Annotated in this window: 21 protein-coding genes; 12 read left to right on the top strand and 9 right to left on the bottom strand. The window is 45.3% G+C overall.

The window, feature by feature from the left end; all coding sequences use genetic code 11:
- Window positions 1-48: 48 nt before the first annotated feature.
- The 4 genes from IRE19_RS09880 to IRE19_RS09865 form a co-directional block, all read right to left on the bottom strand.
- Window positions 49-639: a hypothetical protein gene (locus IRE19_RS09880; protein WP_191714697.1), complete on the bottom strand. Its 591-nt coding sequence runs from the start codon at window positions 637-639 to the stop codon at window positions 49-51.
- Window positions 640-665: 26 nt separating this feature from the next.
- Entirely contained in the window at window positions 666-929 is a 264-nt protein-coding gene (locus IRE19_RS09875; protein ID WP_191714698.1) for a hypothetical protein, read from the bottom strand.
- Window positions 930-1,083: 154 nt separating this feature from the next.
- On the bottom strand, window positions 1,084-2,055 hold the full coding sequence (locus IRE19_RS09870; RefSeq protein WP_191714699.1) for a class F sortase: 972 nt from the start codon (window positions 2,053-2,055) through the stop codon (window positions 1,084-1,086).
- 59 nt (window positions 2,056-2,114) lie between these two features.
- The gene (locus tag IRE19_RS09865) at window positions 2,115-3,449 is read right to left on the bottom strand and encodes a hypothetical protein (protein WP_203340251.1); all 1,335 of its coding nucleotides are present in this window, start codon (window positions 3,447-3,449) and stop codon (window positions 2,115-2,117) included.
- A gap of 862 nt (window positions 3,450-4,311) precedes the next feature.
- On the opposite strand from IRE19_RS09865, the gene ganR reads away from it, so the two are divergent.
- The 6 genes from ganR (at window position 4,312) to IRE19_RS09835 (ending at window position 13,298) form a co-directional block, all read left to right on the top strand.
- Window positions 4,312-5,304: a galactan degradation operon transcriptional regulator GanR gene (gene ganR, locus IRE19_RS09860; protein ID WP_203340250.1), complete on the top strand. Its 993-nt coding sequence runs from the start codon at window positions 4,312-4,314 to the stop codon at window positions 5,302-5,304.
- A 171-nt stretch (window positions 5,305-5,475) separates the two neighbouring features.
- Window positions 5,476-6,753 (top strand): arabinogalactan oligomer ABC transporter substrate-binding protein GanS, encoded by a 1,278-nt coding sequence (gene ganS / locus IRE19_RS09855; RefSeq protein WP_489884407.1) that lies wholly within the window; start codon window positions 5,476-5,478, stop codon window positions 6,751-6,753.
- 110 nt (window positions 6,754-6,863) lie between these two features.
- A complete protein-coding gene (gene ganP, locus IRE19_RS09850; RefSeq protein ID WP_203340249.1) occupies window positions 6,864-8,120 on the top strand; it encodes a galactooligosaccharide ABC transporter permease GanP in 1,257 nt (418 codons plus the stop codon).
- Window positions 8,121-8,122: 2 nt separating this feature from the next.
- On the top strand, window positions 8,123-8,962 hold the full coding sequence (gene ganQ / locus IRE19_RS09845; RefSeq protein ID WP_203340248.1) for a galactooligosaccharide ABC transporter permease GanQ: 840 nt from the start codon (window positions 8,123-8,125) through the stop codon (window positions 8,960-8,962).
- Between the two features lie 34 nt (window positions 8,963-8,996).
- Window positions 8,997-11,054 (top strand): beta-galactosidase GanA, encoded by a 2,058-nt coding sequence (gene ganA / locus IRE19_RS09840; protein WP_284700312.1) that lies wholly within the window; start codon window positions 8,997-8,999, stop codon window positions 11,052-11,054.
- 258 nt (window positions 11,055-11,312) lie between these two features.
- Complete coding sequence (locus IRE19_RS09835) at window positions 11,313-13,298, top strand: glycosyl hydrolase 53 family protein (RefSeq protein ID WP_238943161.1); 1,986 nt, start codon at window positions 11,313-11,315, stop codon at window positions 13,296-13,298.
- Window positions 13,299-13,653: 355 nt separating this feature from the next.
- Here IRE19_RS09835 and IRE19_RS09830 read toward each other — a convergent pair whose 3' ends face one another.
- Window positions 13,654-14,472 carry an aldo/keto reductase gene (locus IRE19_RS09830; protein ID WP_203340247.1) on the bottom strand — a complete coding sequence of 273 codons (819 nt, stop codon included), beginning with the start codon at window positions 14,470-14,472 and terminating at the stop codon, window positions 13,654-13,656.
- Between the two features lie 170 nt (window positions 14,473-14,642).
- Between IRE19_RS09830 and IRE19_RS09825 the strand changes: the two genes are divergently transcribed.
- On the top strand, window positions 14,643-14,930 hold the full coding sequence (locus IRE19_RS09825) for a hypothetical protein (protein ID WP_191714705.1): 288 nt from the start codon (window positions 14,643-14,645) through the stop codon (window positions 14,928-14,930).
- Window positions 14,917-15,225 (top strand): TIGR04104 family putative zinc finger protein, encoded by a 309-nt coding sequence (locus tag IRE19_RS09820; RefSeq protein ID WP_203340246.1) that lies wholly within the window; start codon window positions 14,917-14,919, stop codon window positions 15,223-15,225. Before IRE19_RS09825 ends, IRE19_RS09820 begins: the two co-directional genes overlap by 14 nt.
- Window positions 15,226-15,268: 43 nt before the next feature.
- On the opposite strand, the gene IRE19_RS09815 is transcribed toward IRE19_RS09820, so the two are convergent.
- Window positions 15,269-16,078, bottom strand: coding sequence for a hypothetical protein (locus tag IRE19_RS09815; protein ID WP_203340245.1), 810 nt, complete (start codon window positions 16,076-16,078; stop codon window positions 15,269-15,271).
- A gap of 427 nt (window positions 16,079-16,505) precedes the next feature.
- On the opposite strand from IRE19_RS09815, the gene IRE19_RS09810 reads away from it, so the two are divergent.
- Window positions 16,506-17,093 (top strand): hypothetical protein, encoded by a 588-nt coding sequence (locus IRE19_RS09810; RefSeq protein ID WP_203340244.1) that lies wholly within the window; start codon window positions 16,506-16,508, stop codon window positions 17,091-17,093.
- Window positions 17,094-17,154: 61 nt separating this feature from the next.
- Here the strand turns inward: IRE19_RS09810 and IRE19_RS09805 are convergent, their stop codons facing one another.
- The 3 genes from IRE19_RS09805 to abc-f all read right to left on the bottom strand — a co-directional run bounded on the left by IRE19_RS09805 (window position 17,155) and on the right by abc-f (window position 19,899).
- Window positions 17,155-17,895: a hypothetical protein gene (locus IRE19_RS09805; protein WP_203340243.1), complete on the bottom strand. Its 741-nt coding sequence runs from the start codon at window positions 17,893-17,895 to the stop codon at window positions 17,155-17,157.
- Complete coding sequence (locus IRE19_RS09800; protein ID WP_203340242.1) at window positions 17,888-18,100, bottom strand: helix-turn-helix transcriptional regulator; 213 nt, start codon at window positions 18,098-18,100, stop codon at window positions 17,888-17,890. The genes IRE19_RS09805 and IRE19_RS09800 overlap by 8 nt, the downstream gene beginning before the upstream one ends.
- A gap of 167 nt (window positions 18,101-18,267) precedes the next feature.
- Window positions 18,268-19,899 (bottom strand): ribosomal protection-like ABC-F family protein, encoded by a 1,632-nt coding sequence (gene abc-f / locus IRE19_RS09795; RefSeq protein WP_203340241.1) that lies wholly within the window; start codon window positions 19,897-19,899, stop codon window positions 18,268-18,270.
- Window positions 19,900-20,259: 360 nt separating this feature from the next.
- Here abc-f and IRE19_RS09790 point away from each other — a divergent pair, with 360 nt between their 5' ends.
- The 3 genes from IRE19_RS09790 to yiaA all read left to right on the top strand — a co-directional run bounded on the left by IRE19_RS09790 (window position 20,260) and on the right by yiaA (window position 22,606).
- Entirely contained in the window at window positions 20,260-21,330 is a 1,071-nt protein-coding gene (locus tag IRE19_RS09790) for an aldo/keto reductase (protein WP_203340240.1), read from the top strand.
- 109 nt (window positions 21,331-21,439) lie between these two features.
- Entirely contained in the window at window positions 21,440-21,925 is a 486-nt protein-coding gene (locus tag IRE19_RS09785; protein ID WP_203340239.1) for a hypothetical protein, read from the top strand.
- Window positions 21,926-22,156: 231 nt separating this feature from the next.
- Window positions 22,157-22,606 (top strand): inner membrane protein YiaA, encoded by a 450-nt coding sequence (gene yiaA / locus IRE19_RS09780; protein WP_191714714.1) that lies wholly within the window; start codon window positions 22,157-22,159, stop codon window positions 22,604-22,606.
- Window positions 22,607-22,684: the final 78 nt, after the last annotated feature.

The following is a 22,684-nucleotide window of genomic DNA, read 5'->3' as shown; positions in this document are numbered from 1 at the left end:
AATTCGCAGCTGAATTGGCGGTCTTAAAATGTTGTCGAATTGAAGCCTTTATTCCTGTATGGCTTGATTCAACCCATCCTGGTCATCGAATTGGATTTTTCCGATCTTTCCTTTTTCCGGAACAATGGAGTTGCCTTCGAAACTGTAGACACCGGTTTCGCCGGACTCATTTTCATAGTTGACATCGAAAGTGAAATTATAAAGCGTAGGTTCGTTTTCGCTTTGTGTAATTTCAAGGTCATCGGTGTTGAGTGTGTAGTCCTTTTCAGAAAAACTATACGCAAAAGCACCCGTTCTGCTGAAGGTTTCGTATGCATTCGCAGTGAAATAAGGAGCATACGTTTCTTCCATGTAATTCAGCAGTTCCTTGTATTCAGGCGTTTCCTGGAAAGCGTTATATTCTTCCTCATCCATGTCATCTGTCTGGAAAGCCATTGCGGCTTCCCACAATTCTCTGTACTTTTTGTCAGGGCCATTAAACTCTTTCTCGATGACCGCCTGAATCGCTTCTTTATTTTCATCAGCAACATTGTTCTGCTGGGCTTTCCCGCTTTGCGAACAACCGGCGACAGCCAGAGAAACGCAGGCCAGAAGCAGTATAAGCATTGATTTTCTAAAAGATAACTTCAAACCATTCATCACAATTCCCCCTTTTAAAGAATAGGTTAAAAATAAAACCAACCCGCTAAAGCTAAGAAGATGGCACTTAAGATCAGCTTACTGATCAAAAAGGCTTTCTTTTTCTTAACAATCAGCTTCTTTTCCATATTTCCAAGAAAAATAATCATCAACCAAAGGCCTGCGAAAGTCAAAATATACCCTGGGCTGTCCTGGATTTTTAGGAATCGAAGTGCGCCCAAACCGATAAGAAAGAAACCTGCATATCCGATAAGAAAGGAGAGCATAGGGTCCTTTTGTCTCTTTTCCATCAGCGTCCTCCTTTTTTAGTATCCATACCTTTAATACGAATGGAGTCCCAAGAAGTTCCATTTAATATCAAATCAAAAAAAGAACACACTCAGTCCGCGTTTCAGGTTAATGAAAACCATGCGGACAGGGGTGCTCTTTCAATTATTTGGTTGTTTACTTTACCTGGGCTTGCGCTTTTTCGGACTCGTTCAAATCGACATCAACCGAAGTGACGAAATAGCGTTTGGCCTCATCCGTTTTGAGTTCGACTTTCTTTCTGTCGAACAAGGAAACAGTTTCGATTTTCTTCATTTCGCCTGTCTGGATATCTTCTTCATAGATGCGGTATCCGATAATGGCGTCATCACGCACCGCATGCCAGGAAACATTAAATGCCGTAGCTACTACGTTTTCTGGAGGTGCTGGCTGAGTTGTTTCAAGGCTTGAATCGGAAACCAGCTCGGCAGTCACCACCAGGCGCTCTTCATGGGAGCCGATGTCGCGGTTAAAATCACCCGTACACGTAATGAGATTGATCATCCGTTTGTCCGAGTTGCCGAAAATCTCTTCAATCGGTGCTTCGTCCGTTTCATAGCTGGTCAGGTTTTTTACCTCAAATACCATCTCGCGTCCATCCGCATCCGTCAGAATTACGGTTTCTCCAACTTTTACATCTTTCAATTCATAAAAGACAGCCGGCCCCGTCAAACTGTCGACATGGCCAGCCAGCACGGCATGGCCTTTGGCGCCGGCTTTAAAGCCAGGTTCAAACCAGCCGACCTGATCGACATCTTCCGGCACACCCATTTCGCCATTGTCCAGAATGCCAGTCGCTTCGATCTTTGCCTTTACTCCGATGGAAGGAACTTCAATCTGGGCAGGTTCCATGCCTTTGATGCTTTCCTGGCGTTCCCGCTGCAGCATCTCCAATTTTTCCCGCTGTTCCGGAAAGATCGGAAACTCCGCAATCTTATCTGTGTCACTGCCGGAAGCTGTATCCTCAGCTTCTGCTTTCTCACTTTGTTCTTCGGGTTCAACAGCTCCGGCTTGTTCTTCAACAGTCGGACTGGCGGCTAAAGGCTTTAAAATAATAAACAGCACCAGGCATAGAACGATGGCTGTTCCCATGGTGATAAGCTGCTTCATCTGCGATCTCTCCTTCCCAATCAGGAACAGAGAGAGCCAACTTGGCCCTCCCTGAACAATTATTGCTGGTTTTTACTTTGACGATAAGTGATGGTGCCAGCTGCCAATAAAATCATCAGGCTCAATGTAATCCAAAGAACCATGGTGTTTGTTTGTCCAGCTGTGCCGCCAAGCCCTGTTGCCGGCATTTTTTCAGGTGCGGTGTTCTCGAAGTTCTCAGGGAATTGATCGACCACTGCGCCGCTCAATCCTTTGCCGATATCAAACATGATCGCATAGCCTGTGCGGTAACTTTCATAAGATGCTGTGTAATCTCCCGCTGCGTATTGCTGGAACGTGTCAACAACAGATGTTTCATGTGCCTGTACACCGGCAATGGTTTCATCCAAAGGCATGCGGTCTTCAGTTGCGCTGTTCAGGAAGGTGCCAAGGTCAGTCGCAAATGTGCTGGTCAAAGTAGAAGTAGCTTCTTCAACAGCGGCTTGATCGTCAGCTGCTGCAGCGGTAGCCAAATCACCTTGAACGGAAATGTGTTCGTTATTCCACAGCTCGGCAAATTGATTGCTTGCTTCTTCACCGTAGACAGAAGCAAGTGCTGCACGGAATTCCTCGGTGTTCTGATCTTGTGCCCAATCGGCAAAATCAAAGTCATCAGATCCGTTATAGCCTTTGGTCATACTTAGTTGCGCCAAAGCGAAATGTTCGGCCGCAATGCGGTTCACCGTCGAACGGAAATCACCGGCTGGCGTGTTCGGATCGGAAAACTGATCAGGGAACTGAGTAGCAATCGCACCGCTGATGGCGCTTCCTGCTCCAAAGATTTGCGTGAAGCCTTCCAGGTAAGAAGTATAAGCGGCTTCAAAATCACCGGCTGCGTAAAGGTCGAACGTGTTCTGAACAAAATCTTCGTGTTGGCGAAGCGCTTCAGTCGCTCCGTCTTCCGGTAGGTTGCCTTCAGTTGCTGTGCCAAGGAAGGCACCCATGTCATCAACGAATGACTGGATTTCGTCCAATGCTTCCTCCTGCATCTCCTCGTCGCCAGCTTTGACAGCTGCGGCGTAATCATCTGTGCCTGTATTGTGCTTATCAAAAATCTCTACAAAAGCGGCTCCGCCTTCTTCACCATAAACAGAGGCGATGACCGGCTCCATATCTGCTGTGTTGGCATCAAGTGCTGCCATCGCTGCTTCTGCCGCTTCGTCTTCGTCATAAATCTTCATCATCGAATCCACTGCCAGCGCGTAATGCTCCGACAATAAAGAATCCAATGTAGCGCGAAGTTCCACGCCCGTCGTTTCCGTCGGCGGAAGTTCATCCGCGAATGCCGCCGTTCCCATGCCAGGTACTAAAAGTGCGGCTCCCAATACAGGTGCCATTACTTTTTTCCAATTCATCTAAACCACTCCTCATTTTTTAATTCTTACAGACATAACGGAGTGGATTGGAAATTAGATCACATTTTTTGTGCGAAAAAGAAGGGTGTTTCGTCCGTGAGCGGATTTTGCTCACGGACACAGGCAGTTTGCTGGGGCAAACTGTTTCCATTCGGGTCTTTTTTTGTTGGGAATTTGGGTTTTTCCAGGAAATTTGGCTTTTGGAAAGTATTTGGACTGTATTGGAAAGTAAAAGAGCGCTTTTGGAAAGTATTTCGTTTGGAATGGAAAGTATTTAAGCGATTCCAGAAAGTATATCCAATTAACTGGAAAGAACGTTCTTATATAAAGCAATAAAAGCTAAAATTTCAACATAGTGCGGCCATAGATAAAACAGCGGTTAATGAAAAAACTTTTTCTGGATGATATTTCCCCTTTTTGTTAAGACTTAATGACAATCTTTATTGAAGCAATCTCAAAACACATAAAATAATTATCTAAATAGTGTACTAGTCTCCTATTTTTTATAATAGACAAGGGAAGTAAGTCGATAATTAGTTCTTTTCAATTTTTAAATCAACTCATTCAGCTCTTTTTCAATAAAGAACGGATTTTTGTATATAAATAAGGAGATTGGGAAATTGTTAACGTAAACGGATTGTATTTAACTCGTTTTGGGCTGAATATCCATTTAATAGAATGAAAAATGGGAGAAGTTTAAATCCAAAACACTTTCTTTGCTAGCTAGAAAAGAAGCGTACATATTAAAAAACAAAGACTTATAAAAGATAGTCCAATATAGCTTGACATCAAAGGAAAAACAAGTAAAAATTAAGTAAAACAATTTACTTAAGTCTTTTTAAATAATATGGAGGTGAAAACTTTGGCAACAATCAAAGATGTTGGGGAAAAATCCGGATTTTCTATTTCGACAGTGTCGCGTGTATTGAGCAACGATCCAAGCTTGTCGGTACCGGAAGAAACCCGCGAAAAAATATTTGAGGCTGCGGAACAACTGGGTTACCGCAAAAAAACGATTAAATCCTTAGTGAAAAATATTGCTTTTTTGTATTGGCTTACTGACCGCGAAGAGCTGGAAGACGTTTACTTTAAAACAATGAGAATTGAAATAGAGAAAATGGCCAAACTTTCCAATGTGGAATTGACGACTTATAAAATAGATGGCGGTATCAGCCAAATCCCAGACGATATTGAAGGGTTTATCGCAGTCGGCACATTTTCAGATGTTGAAATTGCTCATTTGCGAAAACTGACACCTCATGGGGTGTTTATTGATTCGACACCGGATCCGGAGCATTTTGATTCTGTAAAACCAGATTTGGCTCAGATCACTAGAAAGACAATTGATTTTCTCATTGAAAAAGGTCATGAAAAGATTGGTTTTATTGGAGGTACCTATCACAATCCGAACACCGATGGCGATGAAATGGATATACGTGAAGTGACTTTTCGGGATTATATGGAGAAGAAAGGATTATTGGAGAACCGGTATGTCTATTGCCATAGAGGATTTTCGGTAGATAATGGATACCGACTGATGACAAAAGCGATTAATGAGTTAAATGATGAGCTGCCTACCGCCTTTTTTATTGCGGCAGACCCCATTGCAGTCGGCTGTCTCCAAGCGTTGAACGAATACGGTATTCAAATACCAAAGAGGGTCAGTGTGGTAAGCATAAACAATATCAGCATTGCTAAATACATTTCTCCGCCTTTAACCACTTTTCATATTGATATTGCAGAAGCGTGCAAAAATGCGATTTCTTTATTGCTGGAGCAATTGTTGGAAAAACGGAGCTCTACAAAAACCTTGTACTTGGGAGCGAATTTAATAGTGAGGAAAAGCACTAATTAAGGAAACAGCCTAGTAAAATAGGCTGTTTTTTATTTTCGTAAAAGTTTTTACTTTTTTCAGTAAATTAATTGTTTACAGTTTTTTCTAATGGTGCTATATTTATTTTCAGGAAGCGCTTTCATCAGAAACTTGTGGAAGAGTTTTGAAAATGACTTGAAAGGGTGTATATTCGTGAAGAAATCTAACAAGTATATCGGTTTGATGAGTGGAGTTGCGTTAAGTCTGTCTTTAGTTGCATGTGGACCTCAAGAAAGTGGAGACGGGTCTTCCGGTGGAGAAGCGGAAGCGCAGGATCGGGAATTAGTTATTTGGGAAGATATCGAGAAATCCGATGGCATCAAAGATGCGGTGGCAAAATTTGAGGAAGAAAACGACGTCACAATAAAAATCGTTGAAAAGCCATATGCTCAACAAATTGAAGACTTGCGTCTAGATGGGCCAGGTGGAACCGGGCCGGATGTTCTGACAATGGCGGGGGATCAGATTGGTACAGCAGTCGTTGAAGGCCTGCTTAAAGAAGTAGCGGTGGAAGAAGACGTTCAATCCATCTATACAGATGCTGCGATGCAATCGCAAATGGTAGATGGAAAAGTCTACGGATTGCCTAAAGCAGTAGAATCGACAATTCTTTATTACAACAAAGACTTGATTACTGAAGAAGAGTTGCCGGCCACTCTTGAAGAATGGTACGACTATTCGAAAGAAACGACAACGGGTGACCAGTTCGGATTTCTGGCATTATTTGACCAGATTTACTATGCACAAAGTGTCATGAGCGGATACGGCGGCTATGTCTTTGGGCAGGATGCTGATGGCAATTATGATCCAACAGATGTGGGATTAAATAGTGAGGGTTCTCTGGAAGGTGCCAACTATATTCAGAAATTCTATAGTGAAGGTTTATTCCCGGCTGGAATCATTGGGGAACAAGGCATTAACGTGTTGGAATCCCTGTTTACAGAAGGGAAAGCAGCTGCGATTATTTCTGGCCCATGGAATGTTGATCCTTTTACCGATGCAGGCATCAACTTCGGAATGACAAAATTGCCTGAACTGGAAAATGGCGAAAACATGAGCTCCTTTATCGGCGTGAAAAGTTACAATGTCAGCGCTTATTCGGAAAATGCGAAGCTTGCTGAAGAATTGCTTGTATTCCTGGCAAATGAAGAAAATTCCCGTACACGCTTTGAAGAAACACAGGAAGTTCCTGCGATAGAAACTCTAGCCAACGATCCTATTGTTGCAGAAAGCGAAGTTGCACAGGCAGTTGCGGAACAATCGATTTTTGCTGAACTGACACCGAATATCCCGGCTATGAATGAAGTGTGGACTCCGGCAGACTCAGCGTTGCAGACAATTGCAACGGGCAAAGCACAGCCGAAAGATGCATTGAACCAAGCGGTAGAAACAATTGAAGGACAGATAGAAGCCACTCATAGCGGTAACTGATCTGTAAATGAGATAAATGGTGTCAAACAGTTTTAGCGTTTGGCACCATTTGTTATAAAATCCGGTAAGCACGAGGTGCAGCCGGAACATACATAAATGAGGTGAGAAAAGTGCAAGTTCGTAAAATCGCTTTACTGTTATCAATCATTCCGGGAATCGGCCAATTTTACAATAAGCAGTGGATTAAAGGGCTGTTGTTCCTCGGTTTAGCCATTTCTTTTGTCTTGGTATTCGGAGATCTCTTGAATATGGGATTCTGGGGACTTTTTACACTTGGGACTGAAGTGCCGCGCGACAACTCGATTTTTCTTTTAGCAGAAGGTCTGATAGCTGTTATTGTGACAATTTTCGGCTTGGGCTTCTATTATGTGAATTTGAAGGATGCTTATAAGAATGGCAAACTCCGTGATGAAAATCAGCCGCTGAGTTCACTGAAAAAAGATTATCAGAACCTGATAGCAAACGGTTACCCGTATTTAATCAGTGGGCCATCTTTGTTCATCTTGATTTTCGCGGTCATTTTCCCGATTTTGTTCAGTTTTGCCCTAGCTTTTACAAATTATGATTTATACCATTCCCCTCCGGCCAATTTAGCTGATTGGGTAGGTTTTGATACATTTGCCAAGATATTCACTGTCGACATCTGGCGCTCAACTTTCTTCAGTGTTTTGGGCTGGACGGTCATCTGGACGCTTGTCGCTTCTACTTTCCAAGTCGCTTTAGGGATTTTTATGGCCGTGTTAGTCAATCAAAAAGACCTTCGCTTCAAGAAATTTTACCGGACGGTTCTGGTGCTGCCTTGGGCAGTTCCGGGATTCGTAACGATTTTAATTTTTGCCGGTTTATTTAATGACAGTTTCGGCGCCATTAACAACGACATTCTATCCATGATGGGAATCGATGCCATTCCTTGGCTGACGGATGAGAACTGGACAAAAGTGGCGTTGATTCTGATGCAGGGTTGGCTGGGCTTTCCGTTTATCTTTCTGGTTACGACAGGGGTTCTTCAATCCATCCCGGATGACTTGTATGAAGCTGCACGAATTGACGGCGCCTCGATTTTTGCGCAATTCCGCAATATCACCATGCCGATGATTTTGATTGCGACGGCACCGGTGATAATTACGCAGTATACGTTTAACTTCAATAATTTCAATATCATTTACTTATTCAATGGCGGAGGGCCTTCTGTTCCAGGCTCTACAGCCGGCGGAACAGACATCCTCGTATCATGGATCTATAAGTTGACGCTGCAATCAAGCCAGTATTCGCTGGCGGCGGCATTGACGATACTGCTTTCCGTTTTCGTTATTGCGATTGCCTTATGGCAATTCAGACGGACTGATGCATTTAAGGAGGGAGCTTAAGAATGAACAAAGCAAAATTTTTTCGGCTCCTGGCTTCCCATGCAATTTTGATTTTTATGGCCGTTGTCATTATCTATCCGTTGCTATGGACAGTGGGTGCCAGTTTTAATCCCGGCAACAGTCTTATTAGTACGACCATGATTCCCCAGAACCCCACATTGGCCCATTACCGGGAGCTCTTCGCCGGTAGTGAAAGCCTGCAATATGTCCAATGGTACCTAAATTCTTTGAAAATCAGTTTCTTTACGATGGTCGGGGCCGTGTTTTGCGTCTCCTTCACAGCTTATGCTTTTTCGAGATTCCGATTTAAAGGCAGGCAGAATGGATTAACCTTGTTCCTGTTACTGCAAATGATTCCTCAGTTTTCCGCGTTGATTGCGCTTTTTGTTTTAGCACAGATTCTGGGGATGATGAACAGTCACTGGCTGCTGATTTTGCTCTATATCGGCGGGTTGATTCCGTTGAATACGTATTTGATGAAGGGCTATATGGATTCCATCCCGATGGATTTGGACGAAAGCGCCAAAATCGATGGAGCAAGCAATACCCGGATTTTTTTGCAGATTATTATGCCATTGTCAAAACCGATGATTTCTGTAGTGGCGATGACCGGCTTTACAGGTCCGCTTGGAGATTTTATCCTGGCGTCGACGATTCTGCGTTCGCCTGAATATTATACCTTGCCGATCGGCTTATATAATTTAGTGAATGATGTCATGGGTGCCAGCTTTACGACCTTTGCTGCGGGCGCAATCCTCATCAGTATACCGATTGCCATTATTTTTATACTGCTTCAGAAGAACTTTGTATCTGGCTTGACGGCAGGGGGAACAAAAGGCTGACAGCAGAAGCTGCAGCAATTGGAAGGAGAACATTATGCTTAAAAATGAAAAAACTTTTACCACAGCGGCTGATTTCATGCTGCACGGCGGAGACTATAACCCTGACCAATGGTTAGACCATCCTGAAATCTTACAGGAAGACTTAAAGCTGATGAAGCTTTCGAACAGCAATACGTTTTCACTGGGGATCTTTGCATGGAGCACACTTGAGCCCCAAGAAGGCGACTATCACTTCGAGTGGTTGGACAAGATTATCGACAACATCCATAGCATTGGGGGACGCGTCATTCTGGCAACGCCGAGCGGCGCGCGTCCATCTTGGATGTCTCAGAAATACCCTGAAGTCCTGCGGGTTGACGGAGCACGAGTGAAGCAATTGCACGGAGGCCGGCATAACCATTGCTTTACATCGCCGGTTTACCGTGAAAAAACTGCCCAAATGAACCGTCTGTTGGCGGAGCGCTATGGCAAACATCCCGCTTTGCTGATGTGGCATATTTCTAATGAATATGGCGGTGAATGCCATTGCGAAAGATGCCAGGACGCTTTCAGAAACTGGCTTAGAGACAAATACAAAGAAAATTTGAAAGCCTTGAATGATTCCTGGTGGGGGCCTTTCTGGAGCCATACCTTCAGCGATTGGTCACAAATTGAATCGCCTTCTCCAATTGGTGAAAACATGGTCCACGGCCTGAATTTGGATTGGAAACGCTTTGTGACAGACCAGACAATTTCATTTTTTGAAAATGAAGTGACAGCAATCAGGGAGTTGACGCCAGAAATTCCGATTACCACTAATTTCATGGCTGATACCCATGATTTGATTCCGTTCCAGAGTTTGGACTACAGCAAATTTGCCAAACACTTGGACGTCATCAGCTGGGACGCTTATCCAGCATGGCACAACGATTGGGAAACGACAGCCAACCTGGCAATGAAAGTCGGCTTCATCAACGATCTGTACCGGAGTTTGAAACAGCAGCCGTTTCTGCTGATGGAATCTACGCCAAGTGCCGTCAATTGGCACAAGGTCAACAAAGCCAAACGACCAGGTATGCATCTGCTGTCTTCGATGCAGATGGTTGCCCATGGTTCTGACAGCATCCTGTATTTTCAGTGGAGAAAATCGCGTGGTTCCTCAGAGAAATTTCACGGCGCCGTAGTCGACCATGACAATAGCGTGGATAATCGAGTATTTAAGGAAGTGTCAACAGTCGGCGAGACGTTAGGGAAGCTGTCCCAAGTGGTCGGAACCAATCGTCCGGCAGATGTTGCGATCCTTTATGATTGGGAGAGCAATTGGGCGCTCAACCATGCCCAAGGTTACGGAACAGAAACCAAATGTTATCCGCAAACGCTGCAGGAGCATTACCGGACATTCTGGGAACAGGATATTCCTGTTGATGTCATTACGAAAGAACAGGAGTTTTCAAGATATAAATTGCTGATTGTCCCCATGCTGTATCTGGCAAGCGAAGAGACAATCGCCCTGCTTAAACAGTTTACGGCTGAAGGGGGCACCTTGGTTATGACTTATATCAGCGGCATCGTCAACGAGCATGATTTAACTTATTTAGGAGGATGGCACCAAGATCTGCAGGCTGTTTTCGGAATCAATCCAGTTGAGACAGATACACTTTATCCGGGGGATAGAAACTCAGTCCAGTATGGCAACCGTTCATATGAATTAACCGATTACGCAACAGTGATAGAAACACATTCGGCAGCTGTCGATGGCATATACGAAGCAGATTTTTATGCCGGTTCACCAGCCATGACAAAGAATAGCTATGGAAAAGGGCGAGCTTACTATATTGGAGCCCGTTTGGAAGAGCAGTTCAACCGTGATTTCTATCAAGAGTTGATCACCGATTTATCGCTCCAATCAGTATTGCCTATTGAACATGGTCCTGGCGTTTCGGTTCAGGTACGGCAGGATGGAGATGTTAATTACGCATTCGTTATGAATTTCACCGAGCAGGAGCAAACCGTGTCAATCCATGTGGTAGCGAAAGACTTGATGACAGGTGAAGAGCTTTCGGGTGAACTATTGTTGGCGAAGTATGAGGTACGGATTCTAGCGGTAAAGTAGTTTAATGGAAATTAATTCGCTGATTTATCCCTTAATCCACATTCAACACGGACATTCAGCAAAGAAATCTGCTGTCATGTTGTGTTTTGTGGCAGTTCTTTCAATGCCTGACAATTCTACAGGCAAATTAAATCCCTTATATAAATGTCACCGGCATCCGCTCTTATAGGAAAACGATCAAGCGGGTGCTTTTTCTTCAGTTATAAAAGGATGTTCAGCATCTTTTTTGGCGATAAAACTAAAGGATGTGGAAAAAGGATGAGAAAGAATGGGAAATGGAAAGCTTTACTGGCGGCTGTTTCTGCAGCAGTCATGATAATGGGTTCATTTGGTTTCAACCAAACAGCAGCAGAGGCGGCACCGTCCGAACCGGTAAAAGGGGATATCTTTGTAGAAAGGATTCCTGGAATCGATGATGACTTCATTAAAGGAGTCGATGTTTCCAGCATCATTGCGCTGGAAGACAGTGGGGTAAAATTCTATAATAAAGCCGGGAAAAAACAGGACATTTTTAAGACCTTGGAGCAATCTGGCGTCAATTACGTCCGTGTACGCATCTGGAACGATCCCTATGATTCAAAAGGAAATGGTTATGGCGGCGGCAACAACGATATCGAAAAAGCCATTGAAATCGGCAAAAGAGCTACCGCCAGCGGCATGCAAGTCTTAATGGATTTTCATTACTCGGATTTCTGGGCGGATCCTGCCAAGCAGCAGGCACCAAAATTCTGGGCAAACTTAAATTTTGAAGACAAGAAAAAGGCCCTTCACAACTTTACAGTGGATAGTGTCCAAGCGATGCTGGACGCTGGGGTGGACGTTGGGATGGTTCAGATAGGAAACGAAACCAACGGCTCTGTGGCTGGAGAAAAAGACTGGACGAAGATGAGCCAATTGTTCAATGAAGGCAGCCGGGCAGTGAGGGCAGTTGATCCGGACATCCTGGTGGCACTGCATTTCACCAATCCAGAAACAACCGGAAGATATGTCTCTATTGCAAAAACACTGAAAGACAATAAAGTAGATTATGATGTGTTTGCCAGCTCATACTATCCATTTTGGCATGGGACGTTGACCAATTTGACGGCTGTGCTGAAAAATGTGGCAGATACTCATGACAAGCAAGTCATGGTGGCAGAAACTTCCTACGCCTATACAGCAGAAGACGGCGATGGCCACGGAAACACGGCGCCGAAAAGTTCAGGGCAAACATTGAATTACCCGATCACGGTGCAAGGACAGGCCCACGCGATTCGCGATGTTGCGGCAGCTGTTGCCAAAGTAGGCGATGCGGGACTAGGCGTATTTTACTGGGAACCGGCGTGGATTCCTGTTGCGCCTGATAAAAAACTGAAAAAAAGCAAGATGATATGGGAAAAATATGGCTCGGGCTGGGCGACCAGTTATGCTGCGGAATATGATCCGGAAGATGCGGGTGAATGGTATGGCGGCAGTGCGGTAGACAACCAGGCGCTATTCGATTTTTATGGCCGCCCTTTGCCATCCCTTAATCTCTTCAAGTATTTAGAAACAGGAGCAACCGCTCCTTTGAAAATTGATGAAGTGAAAGACCTTTCGCTCTCTCTTATTGAAGGAGAAACGGTTGTTTTGCCAGAGACAGTGACTGCCATTTACAACGACAGAAGCACAGGTTCAGTTGCAGTTGTTTGGGACAATGAAGCGCTGAAGCAAGCAGTTTCCGGCGGTGCCGGCAGTTATGTGATTGAAGGCAAACTGACAGACGGCCATCTCGTTAAAGCCAATCTGCAAATTAGTCCAAAAAACTATGTGAAAAACGCCGGATTCGAAAATAGCGATCGAAGCATGTGGGAAATTACGCATCGAAACGGTACGGTTGCCCACACAAGCTATCAGAACAAGGCTTCCGATGCAAAGTCCGGAAACTATTCATTGCATTTCTACTCAGCCGACACCATCGATTTCCAGGTTGAGCAAACCATTACAGGTTTGGAACGGGGATATTATAAGCTTTCTGCTTTTATCCAAGGAGGAGATGCAGCATCTTCGGAGATGTATATTTATGCTGAAGCAGCTGGGCAGCGCTATACCATGAATACCTCAGTAAAAGGCTGGGCCAACTGGAACCAGACGGAGATTGGGACCATTCTTGTAGAAGATGGGACATTGAGGATTGGCGGAAGCATCAAAGCCAATGGTGGAGCTTGGGGAAGCTTAGACGACTTTTCCTTGTACCGTGTACAGGATTCTGGATCAGCCGATTAATAAATACAAGTTCAATGGAGGAATTAAAGAGCATCGAGTCGGGAGTGAGCGTAAGCGCTCACGGACACAGGCAGTTTGCTGAGGCAAACTGTTTCCATCCGGCTCTTTTTGTTGGGAATTTGGCTTTTTCTAGAAAATCGGGCGTTTGGAAAGTATTTGGACTGTATTGGAAAGTAAGGAAGCGGTTTTAGAAAGTATTTCATTTGAAACGGAAAGTATTTAAGCGATTCCAGAAAGTATATCCAATTAACTGGAAAAATAGCTCTCATATAAAGGAAAAAAACATAAATTTCAGCTTCCAGCAAATAACCTCCTAATGTAAAATGAAAAAAACCGCCACATTGGGCGGTTTTTTTCATTTTGCGCGAACATCTTCGAATGCATCAAGCTTCTGGACATCTTCTGGAGAAATGCTGAAGTCCAATTGGCTGTTTTCGATAATTCGTGCTTCATTAGTCGATTTCGGAAGCGGCAATGTGCCGTGCTCCAAACAATAACGAATGCACAATTGAGCAGGCGTTACGCTATATTTAGCAGCCATCTCTTTGATTTCAGCACTGTCTAAAATCTGTCCGGTTGCAAGTGGCGAGTAAGCTTCGACAACAATATTGTGTTGTTTGCAGAATTGCAGCAGCCCCGCTTGATCGCGGCCGATATAGAATGGAATCTGGTTGGCCATCGGTACAATGTCGCAAGCATCGAGAAGTGCCTGGATATCGCTTTCGGAAAAATTGGAGACACCGATTGCCCGGATCTTGCCGTCTTTATAAAGCTTCTCCATCGCTTTCCAGGATTCAATATTGCCTTCTGTACAATCCTTGCCAATTTCATCCCATGGCCAAGGCGCATGAATCAAGTAAAGATCCAAATACTCTACACCGAGATTCGAAATGGTTTCTTCAAAAGCCGACAGTGTTGCATCATAGCCTTTGATTTGAGCCGGCAGTTTGCTGGTGATAAAAACCTTTTCCCGGGAAATATCAAAATCCCGGATTGCTTTGCCGACGTTTTCTTCATTCTGATAAGCTAAAGCCGTATCAATATGTGTATAGCCATTCTTAAGGGCAGTCGTCACTGCCGCATATGCCTCTTCATTCGGAATCTGCCAAGTGCCGAATCCGATGTCTGGAATTTTCACCTCATTATGGAATGTAAAAAATCTGTCGTTTACCATTGATAAATTTCCTCCCCTTTGCTCAACGTTCTTTCTCATTGTAAAGCTCATACGGTAAAAGGGTCCAGAATTTAGGATGCTGAAACGAATGAAGTCTTCGAAAACCGAAACTTCCATTAACCTGAACCGTAAAGTTAGATACAGATCTAACGAAAGGGGGGTGGTCGATTATGTGGCCAACCATATTCACTTTACTAATACTCATCGCATTCGGATTTTCTATTAAAAAGATCATCACGAAAAGGAAAGCAGCATCAATTACAGGCTGGAAATCCCTCGGGACGTCCCTCTGCTTTTTCCTGATTGCTGCAATCAACTTATTGGCATACTGGTTTGATTTGATCGGAATCATTTCACTGAGCCTGACAATCCTGCTTCTCATTATAGGGGCGTACTTTACCCGCTACTTGCCAGCAAACTATGAGAATGGAAGGAGGGGGAACCATGCCAAACTGTGAAAACTGCGGCCGGAAATGGCAATGGAAGACGATTGTCTCAAAAACATTGAAACTCACCAATAAAGTAACTTGTCCATATTGCGGAAAACCCCAATACATCGTACCGAAGTCCAGAGTCCTCACCGGTTTTTTCAGCTTTTTGCCCACTTTTATCATCATCATGATCGGAATGGTTTTTGACATTAATGTATGGCAGGTCTTGTTGAGTGCGGCGGGGCTGCTGCTTGTGTTTTTGGCTATCTATCCATTTACCATGAAGCTCACCAGCGAAGACAAATCACAAACTCTTCTTTAGAAAAAGCCGTTCCTGAATCAACAGGAACGGCTTTTTTCTTGTTTCATTCATCAGTTTCAGGAAACTGCTTTTCATAAATAAACCGGACCATGGCATAATCTTCGTCCCATTCAGCTTTGGCGTCAGCCATTGCCAGCCGCTTGGCTTCGGTATCAAGTGTTTGGGCTTCAATCCACTGGTAAGCTTGAAGCTGCCGCCTGTATTCATGGCGAATCAAAATGTAATTATCGGGGTAATTTACTTTAGCTATCTCAATCAATCGTTTTTCGAGAGGCGGAAGACGGCTATTGTTTATTTCCTCATAAGCTGCAAGTTGATCCATGTACTCGGAATGCATATTGCGGAAACTCGGCACCTTGTCCTGGATGGCGTTGTTCAATAGCGTTTCTTTATGCGGTGCATCGATTTCCATTGCTGACAGCTCCGACAAAGCGGTCATTTGCTTTTCGCTAAAGTCGTCCTGTAACCGTCGGTTGTCGGGCCATTCCTCTTGAGCCAATTGCTTAACAGCAAGGCTTGCTTCGGATGAATTGATCAAAGTGAGCGTATTGACCAGTTCATCGGATCCGTATTGTTCCTGGCGAATTTTTTGGGCCTCCGCCACTTGTTCTTCAATGGTCGAACTCGCGGGCAACGGTTCCGATTCTGCCATATCGCTTTTATCCAACCCCTGCAATTGCGTATATAACAAACCGATCCCCATTAGAAAAACCAAAGCGGAAATGCCGGCGACACGTCCACCGGAATGAGGCTTTTTCGTGACGTTCCCGACAATCATCCAACCGATACCGATTAAAATGCCGGCGATTCCCGCCAGTAAAAGCATGAGTATTAACTGCATCAGACCAGCCATGCTGCAACTCCTCTCAGAAACGTCTATTGAACTTAACCTTAGAGAGTTTTAACGGATTCCGCAACAGGAATTGGCAAAAATTTCTTTCTCCTTTCGAATTAAAAGAATATTCAAAACATCATATATTTGAAAAAAAGAAGACATGGATGTTTGGAAATGAAGAATGAGGAGGAATTATGAAAGGGGTATTTTCTTTTAAATTGATTAAGAGAGGCTTTTCTGCCGCTTCCTAATCAAATCAATTGATGATTCGAAGTCTCTCATCAAAAGCGAAAGGACCAAATCATTATTTTTGGAAATAAAAGTACTATTTTCAATTAAACCAATAAAATGGAAAAAACTTTGTGATACCATTTTTTACGTAGTCATTCTATTCCGAGTAAACATTCATGAGGGACTGCAAAACTAAAAAATGGGGGCAAGACACATGAGAAAAAGAATGGAAAAATGGTTGATCGCATTAACTGCTTTATTCTGCCTGAACTTTGCATTTGTGCAAGGAGCATCTGCACAATCTACGGGTGGAACAGAATTACAGCTTTCAGATCTGACTGCGGAAAAATTAGAAGCATTAGGCAACAGCATTTATTTTGATGTCGACAACAGCTTGAAAATTGATGAGAAAAAAGCACGCCAAGCGTACAAGAAGTTTACTGGAAAAGAACTGAAAAGCATTGCCGGGCAATTGGCGGCGATTCCTGAAGAACGTGTGCTTGAATTAAAGCAGATTGCTTTGGCTGAACAAGCGGCAGGCGAAGGCGAAGTTCAAGTAATGGCCATTCCCTTGATTGTTTGGGCAGGTATTGGAGTAGCGGGCATCTTGGCAGGCGGCGCAGCTATTTACTTCACCGGTAAATACATGAGCTGGCAGGAAAAGAAATACTTAGTGGACACTTGCTATGCAGCAGGCGGTCGTCCAATTCTTGATAGTGGAGATACAGCCGGCATCAATTCGGCTCCTCAAAAAGCATGGTGGAAATTTGGCAATACCTATAGCTTTGAGTGCGCAAAATAAGTCATGACGAAAACAGCCCTTTCCCTTAACAAGCAGGGAAAGGGCTTTTTGAATCCCCTTTTTAGTTTTGGCTGCAAGTCACGGAATTGAGTCCGTACCAATTGGTTTCTTCACTGACAACAGTTCCACCATTATCCAGACATTTTTCTGCCTGCTCAAGGTTGGCTTCATGGGTACTTTTCATTTGGAAAATGGCAGTGGCGGTCATCGCTGCTACGAGAACGAGTATACCTACAACGACCAAAGGAGCAGTCTTCCGCAGATTCTTTTTCGTCTGAACCGGCTTTTTAGGCAAAGGCGTCTCGTCCAAATAATCGGTATCGGCTGAGAAGTATTTGCGGACTTCCAGGTAATACAGCAAGTTCTGGATGATGAACACCAGGCATAAAGCCACGATGAACACGTAGCGGTTGAACGGAAAGAGCATCAGCAAAATGAGCAGGGGCAGGAATTGCCAATAGAACACATAGACTTTTCGTGTGGCATTTTGTGTCACTTGCTGAAGCATTTCATCGTCATCGATAAACTCACCGGGTTTGAACAAGGAAAACCCGTCAATCTGCTGGTGAGGGTACCGTTTATTGTGCTTATGTATTTTCACTGCATATAGAACAAGGAACAGGAGCATCAGGAAAGTTCCGCCAAATAGAGCGGTGATTGCGGCAATGTTCCAGTTGTGGGATTCCAGCCCGTTCATCAGAAGGTCCACGGCATAGATCACCCCGTAGGTCCAAATCATGAAAATGAACCATAACGCGATATTCCATAAAGGGAATTGGACACGAAAATCGTTGTTATTCATCAAATTCCTCCTCTTCCAACCAAAAGATATCATCCACTTTTGTCTCCAAATTAGCCGCCAGGCGAAGCGCCAATGCAACAGAAGGCGAAAATCCGCCTTTTTCGATAAAGCCGATCGTTTGACGGGTGACACCTACACGTTTCGCCAATTCAACCTGAGAAAACCCGTGGCGTGCCCGTAATTCTTTTACACGATTTTTAAGCATAATGGAGTCCTTTCGATTTGGTATTGGTTAATTATACTATTCATAATGTATAGTATAATTAACATTATGTCAATAATACTTGTCTTGCTATCTTAGAAAACCTTTCACAACAAATAAAAAAAGCTTTTCCAATCCAGCTGGAAAAGCTTTTTCAAACCCAAAATCCATCAATGATGTTTCTTGATTTCCTGCGTCAATTCATTGAACCGCCGGTCAAGCTCGGCGTACTGTGGATCTTTTGCTGTCATAAAACTCAATTTCCCCAGCACTTCCTGCCTTTCCGTTTCAAGGCGCATCAGCAATTCGCCCGTATCATCGCGTTCCGGAGCGGGGGCGTCCAGATGCTTCTCAATCCTTTGGTCCGTGATGACCAGTTTGCCGGTGGTCGTTTTCTCGCGGAAAGCCTGGTCATGGGAGACAACCAGCAAAGTGCCCGTATAGTGGGACAGCGTTTCCTCAAGCTGCTCGCGTGACGGCAAATCAAGGTGGTTGGTCGGCTCATCCAGAATCAGCGCATCCCGTTCTTCCAGGATATAGAGCATCAGCTTGCATTTGATGCGTTCGCCCATGCTCATGGCGCTGATGGGCTCGTTCCACTGCTCCGCCGTGAAGCCGAGATGCTTCATGAGGTTCTGGACCTTTCCGCGTGCTTCGAAGGTTTCCTTATAGAACAGTTCGCCCGGTGTTTTCCCGAGCGGCAAGTCAAACACTTCCTGCGTCAAGTAGCCGACACTCGCCGAAGGGGACATCCAGACTTCGCCGTCTGCGGTTTCCTGTCCCAGCAGAATTTTCAGCAACGTCGTCTTGCCGCTGCCGTTTGGGCCTTCAATGGCGACTTTTTCACCGTGGAGAATGGTGAAATTCGCTTGATCGAACAGCAGATTCCCGTCAAATGATTTCGACAACCCCTTCGCTTCTAGAAACCGCTTACCGGTTTTGTGCGTGGCTTTCATGGAGAAGTTGACTTCGTATTCCGGCTCGAGCGGTTCAGCGTTGATTTTCTCCAACTCTTTTTCCAGCCGCTTCTGCTTGGATTTGACCTGCTTGTCCATGCGTTTCGCTTTCAGGCGGTAATGTTCTTTATAGCCTTCCTGGTTGGTCGATTCGGCATGCGCTTTGTGCGACCAGGAAGTCAGCTCGTCCATCTGCGCTTCGATGCGCCCGACCATTTTCTGCTGCTGGTCGTATTCGCGCTGCTGGGCCAGCCGTTTTTGCTGCCGCGCTTCCATATAGCTGGAGTAATTGCCTCGGTGCTCGATAAGCTTCCGGTTTTCCAAGGACCAGATCTTGGTTGCGACAGCGTCCAGGAAATGCCGGTTATGCGACACCAGAATGAGAGTTCCGGGATACTTGCGGATCTGGTCCATCAGCAGCTCAATGCTGCCGCTATCAAGGTGATTGGTCGGTTCGTCCAGCAACAACAGGTGGGCATTTTGTGCAAAGCCTGCAGAAAGCCGGGCTTTCAGTTTTTCCCCGCCGCTGAGAAGCGAAAAGTCGTGTTCCGGCACCTGCCACCTGTGCAATAAAACCGTTTCGGAAGCGGACACCTCATCGAACGAGTGGGTTTCCGTTTCCTGTTCCACAAAAACAGTTTCCGTATTTGGCTGAAGCCAGTCCAACTGGCCGCCTGATGGAACCAATTCTCCGGCGATCAAGCGAAGCAAGGTCGACTTGCCGGCACCGTTTTTGCCGATGATGCCGATCACATCGCCTTGCTGTACGCTCGCATTCGCTTCTTCAAAAATCACCATCTCTTTTATTTCATACTGTACATTGTGCAGTTTCAGCAGTTCTTTCATCCAATCAATCCCTTCAGGAGAGGGAGAATCAAAAAATCCTCCCAAATAAATTTGGAAGGATTAGCCGCATTATGCCCGAACTTAATAAACCATGAAAGTACAATGGTTCGACAGTTGGTGCAGATGGGCAGACTAATCCTATTTCGCGTGAGTTGAAATCTACAATTTCAGCCGCTAAAACAAGATTAGTTACGCATCGTCCACCCATCAGCCTTTCTGTCGTTTGATAAGGCCAGTATAACATAAGAAATCATCCTTTTACAGCAGGGCTGCCCATCCCAATCCGCTGTTTTGTAAAGCAGGCCAACGGGTAACCTAAGACTGTCTTGTTTTTAAAAATACAGTTTTCAGGAGGCTATCATGGAATATATCTATCTCGGAAATTCAGGTTTGCGGGTTCCGAAGTACATACTCGGGACGGTCCCTTTCAGCGGAACAAACGGTTTTGAAGCAGCCGGCAATATCGATGATAAACTGGCGCGCCGCATGGTCGACATGTCACTCGAAGCGGGCATCAATATGTTCGATACGGCGAATCTCTATTCGAAAGGGGATGCGGAACGGGTCTTGGGTTCAGCCATCAAAGAGCGCCGTGAAGACGTATTGCTGACATCGAAAACCGGTTTCCATATGGAAGACAACCCTAACGCAAGAGGAGCTTCAAGAAGCAACATCCTTCGATCCATCGATCAAACGCTGGAACGTTTGGGAACAGATTACCTCGATTTGTATTTTGTTCACCTGTGGGACGGGCAGACACCGGTCGAAGAAACTGTCGAGACGATGACCAGTCTCGTGAAGTCCGGAAAAATCCGCCATTGGGGCGTATCCAATTACAGCGGGTGGGCACTGGCACGGACGTTCACCGTCGCAGAGCAAGGCGGCTATATCCCGCCGATCACACAGCAGATCTATTACACGCCGGAAGCGCGGGAAGCGGAATACGAACTGCTTCCGGCAGGCCAGGAGCTCGGCATCGGTTCAATGATCTGGAGTCCGCTCGGCGAAGGGCTTTTGAACGGCAAAATCGGACGCAACAAACAAGCGCCTGAGAACACACGCCAAGGCGCCGGATGGCCGGAGCCTTGGGTGCAGGACCAGGAGCGGCTTTACCGGGTCATCGATGCATTAGAAGAAGTTGCAGCTAACCACAATGCTTCCGTACCGCAGATCGCTTATGCGTGGGTGCGTGACCGTCCGAATGTCGGGCCGATCGTCATCGCTGCGCGCAACGAAGAACAGCTGGAGGAAAACATCGCTTCTTTCGACATCAAGCTGACGCAGGAAGAACACGACCAAATCGAAGCCGTCGCCCGTCCAGTACCGATCTACCCGAATTGGCACCGTGCCATGAGTTCGCTGGACATGAGCAGCCCGTCCGAGAAAGTGTATTTGGAAGGCTATAAGAAATCAATGGGAATAGAGGAATAAGAAAGCGCACCGATCTTGAGCACTAACCGGCTCTGGATGGGTGCGTTTTTTGTTTTTGTAACTTTTCATCCGGCGAAAGGTCTAATGGATGCAAAGGGAGGGCAAGAAAATGAAATTCAAGCAGCTAATTGTGGCCGTTGGCATCCTGCTGGTACTCGCAGCATGCTCAGAAGAAAAAGCGGTAAAACCCGCTGATCCTGTCATGGAAAGCAGAAAGGACCTGGAAGAGGCACTTCCAGCCCTTGACGTAACGGTAGATGGAAGGGAGCAACCGACTATCCGGGGCGGCTATAGCTGGAGCTTCTTTGACGAGAAGGAAAATGCATCGGCAACAATCGAAGCGGAATCCCTTTCGCCTCTGGAGTTGGCCGAGAACCAGAAAGCGCCGAAAGTAAATGAAGAAACGACAATCGATCTCCATTTCGACAAGCAACCGGACAGCTACTATGTGCAAATCTGGGATTCGAAAGGCGTTGGCAGAGGACCTTTTGATGACATCGTGCTGGATGAGCCTAACGGGAAAACGGTGTATCAGATTATTGCGGAGTGGGAGCAGGGGACGGCTACATATGTTTTCTCGCTGACGGTTGAATAGCAGATGTTCTCACGGACATACCGGGTTTCTGTAGAGAGGATAAGCTGTCAGAAAATTTACATTCTTAAAGGGCGGGCTGTGATAAACTGGAATAGGGAGAGGGATATTCACCTGGGATAAAACCGGGACTCAAACTGAGCCAGCAGAATAAATTCTCTGTGCGGCAAGCAATCGAAGATTGAATTCACCAAAGGCAGGCATCATGAAACAAGCGAAAAGGGGTTGGGACGGATGGGCGAAAACGAAGACTTGTTCAGCAGAAAACCGAAAGAAGAACGCAGATTAGGGGAACCGACCGGTGCGTTCAAAGGCGCAGCCTGGGGCTCATTGCTGATCGGGGTATCGGCGTATTTGATCGGACTGTACAATGCGCTGATGGAATTGAACGAAAAAGGCTATTATATTACTTTACTAATTCTGGGGCTTTACGCTGCCGTGTCGCTTCAAAAAGCGGTCCGCGACCGCGACGAAGGAATCCGGGTCACCAACCTGTATTTCGGCATCAGCTGGTTTGCACTGATTGCCGCGATAGCACTGATGGCAATCGGCCTGTTCAATGCCGGAAGCATCACCTTGAGCGAGAAAGGCTTTTACGGCATCTCGTTCGTCTTGAGTTTGTTTGCCGTCGTTACTGTGCAAAAGAATGTGCGGGATACGGAAGAGGCGAATCAGGATAAATAAGCCGTTACCAGCAGGATGTTCAAGTAAAAGAATACAGTAAAAAACACCTGACTTTTTTCGAGTCAGGTGTTTTTGTGA

It is taken from the genome of Planococcus beijingensis (assembly GCF_016820615.1).
GTDB lineage: Bacteria > Bacillota > Bacilli > Bacillales_A > Planococcaceae > Planococcus > Planococcus notacanthi.
Note: the sequence above shows the minus strand (reverse complement) of the source record. Positions and strands in the feature narration are given on the sequence as shown.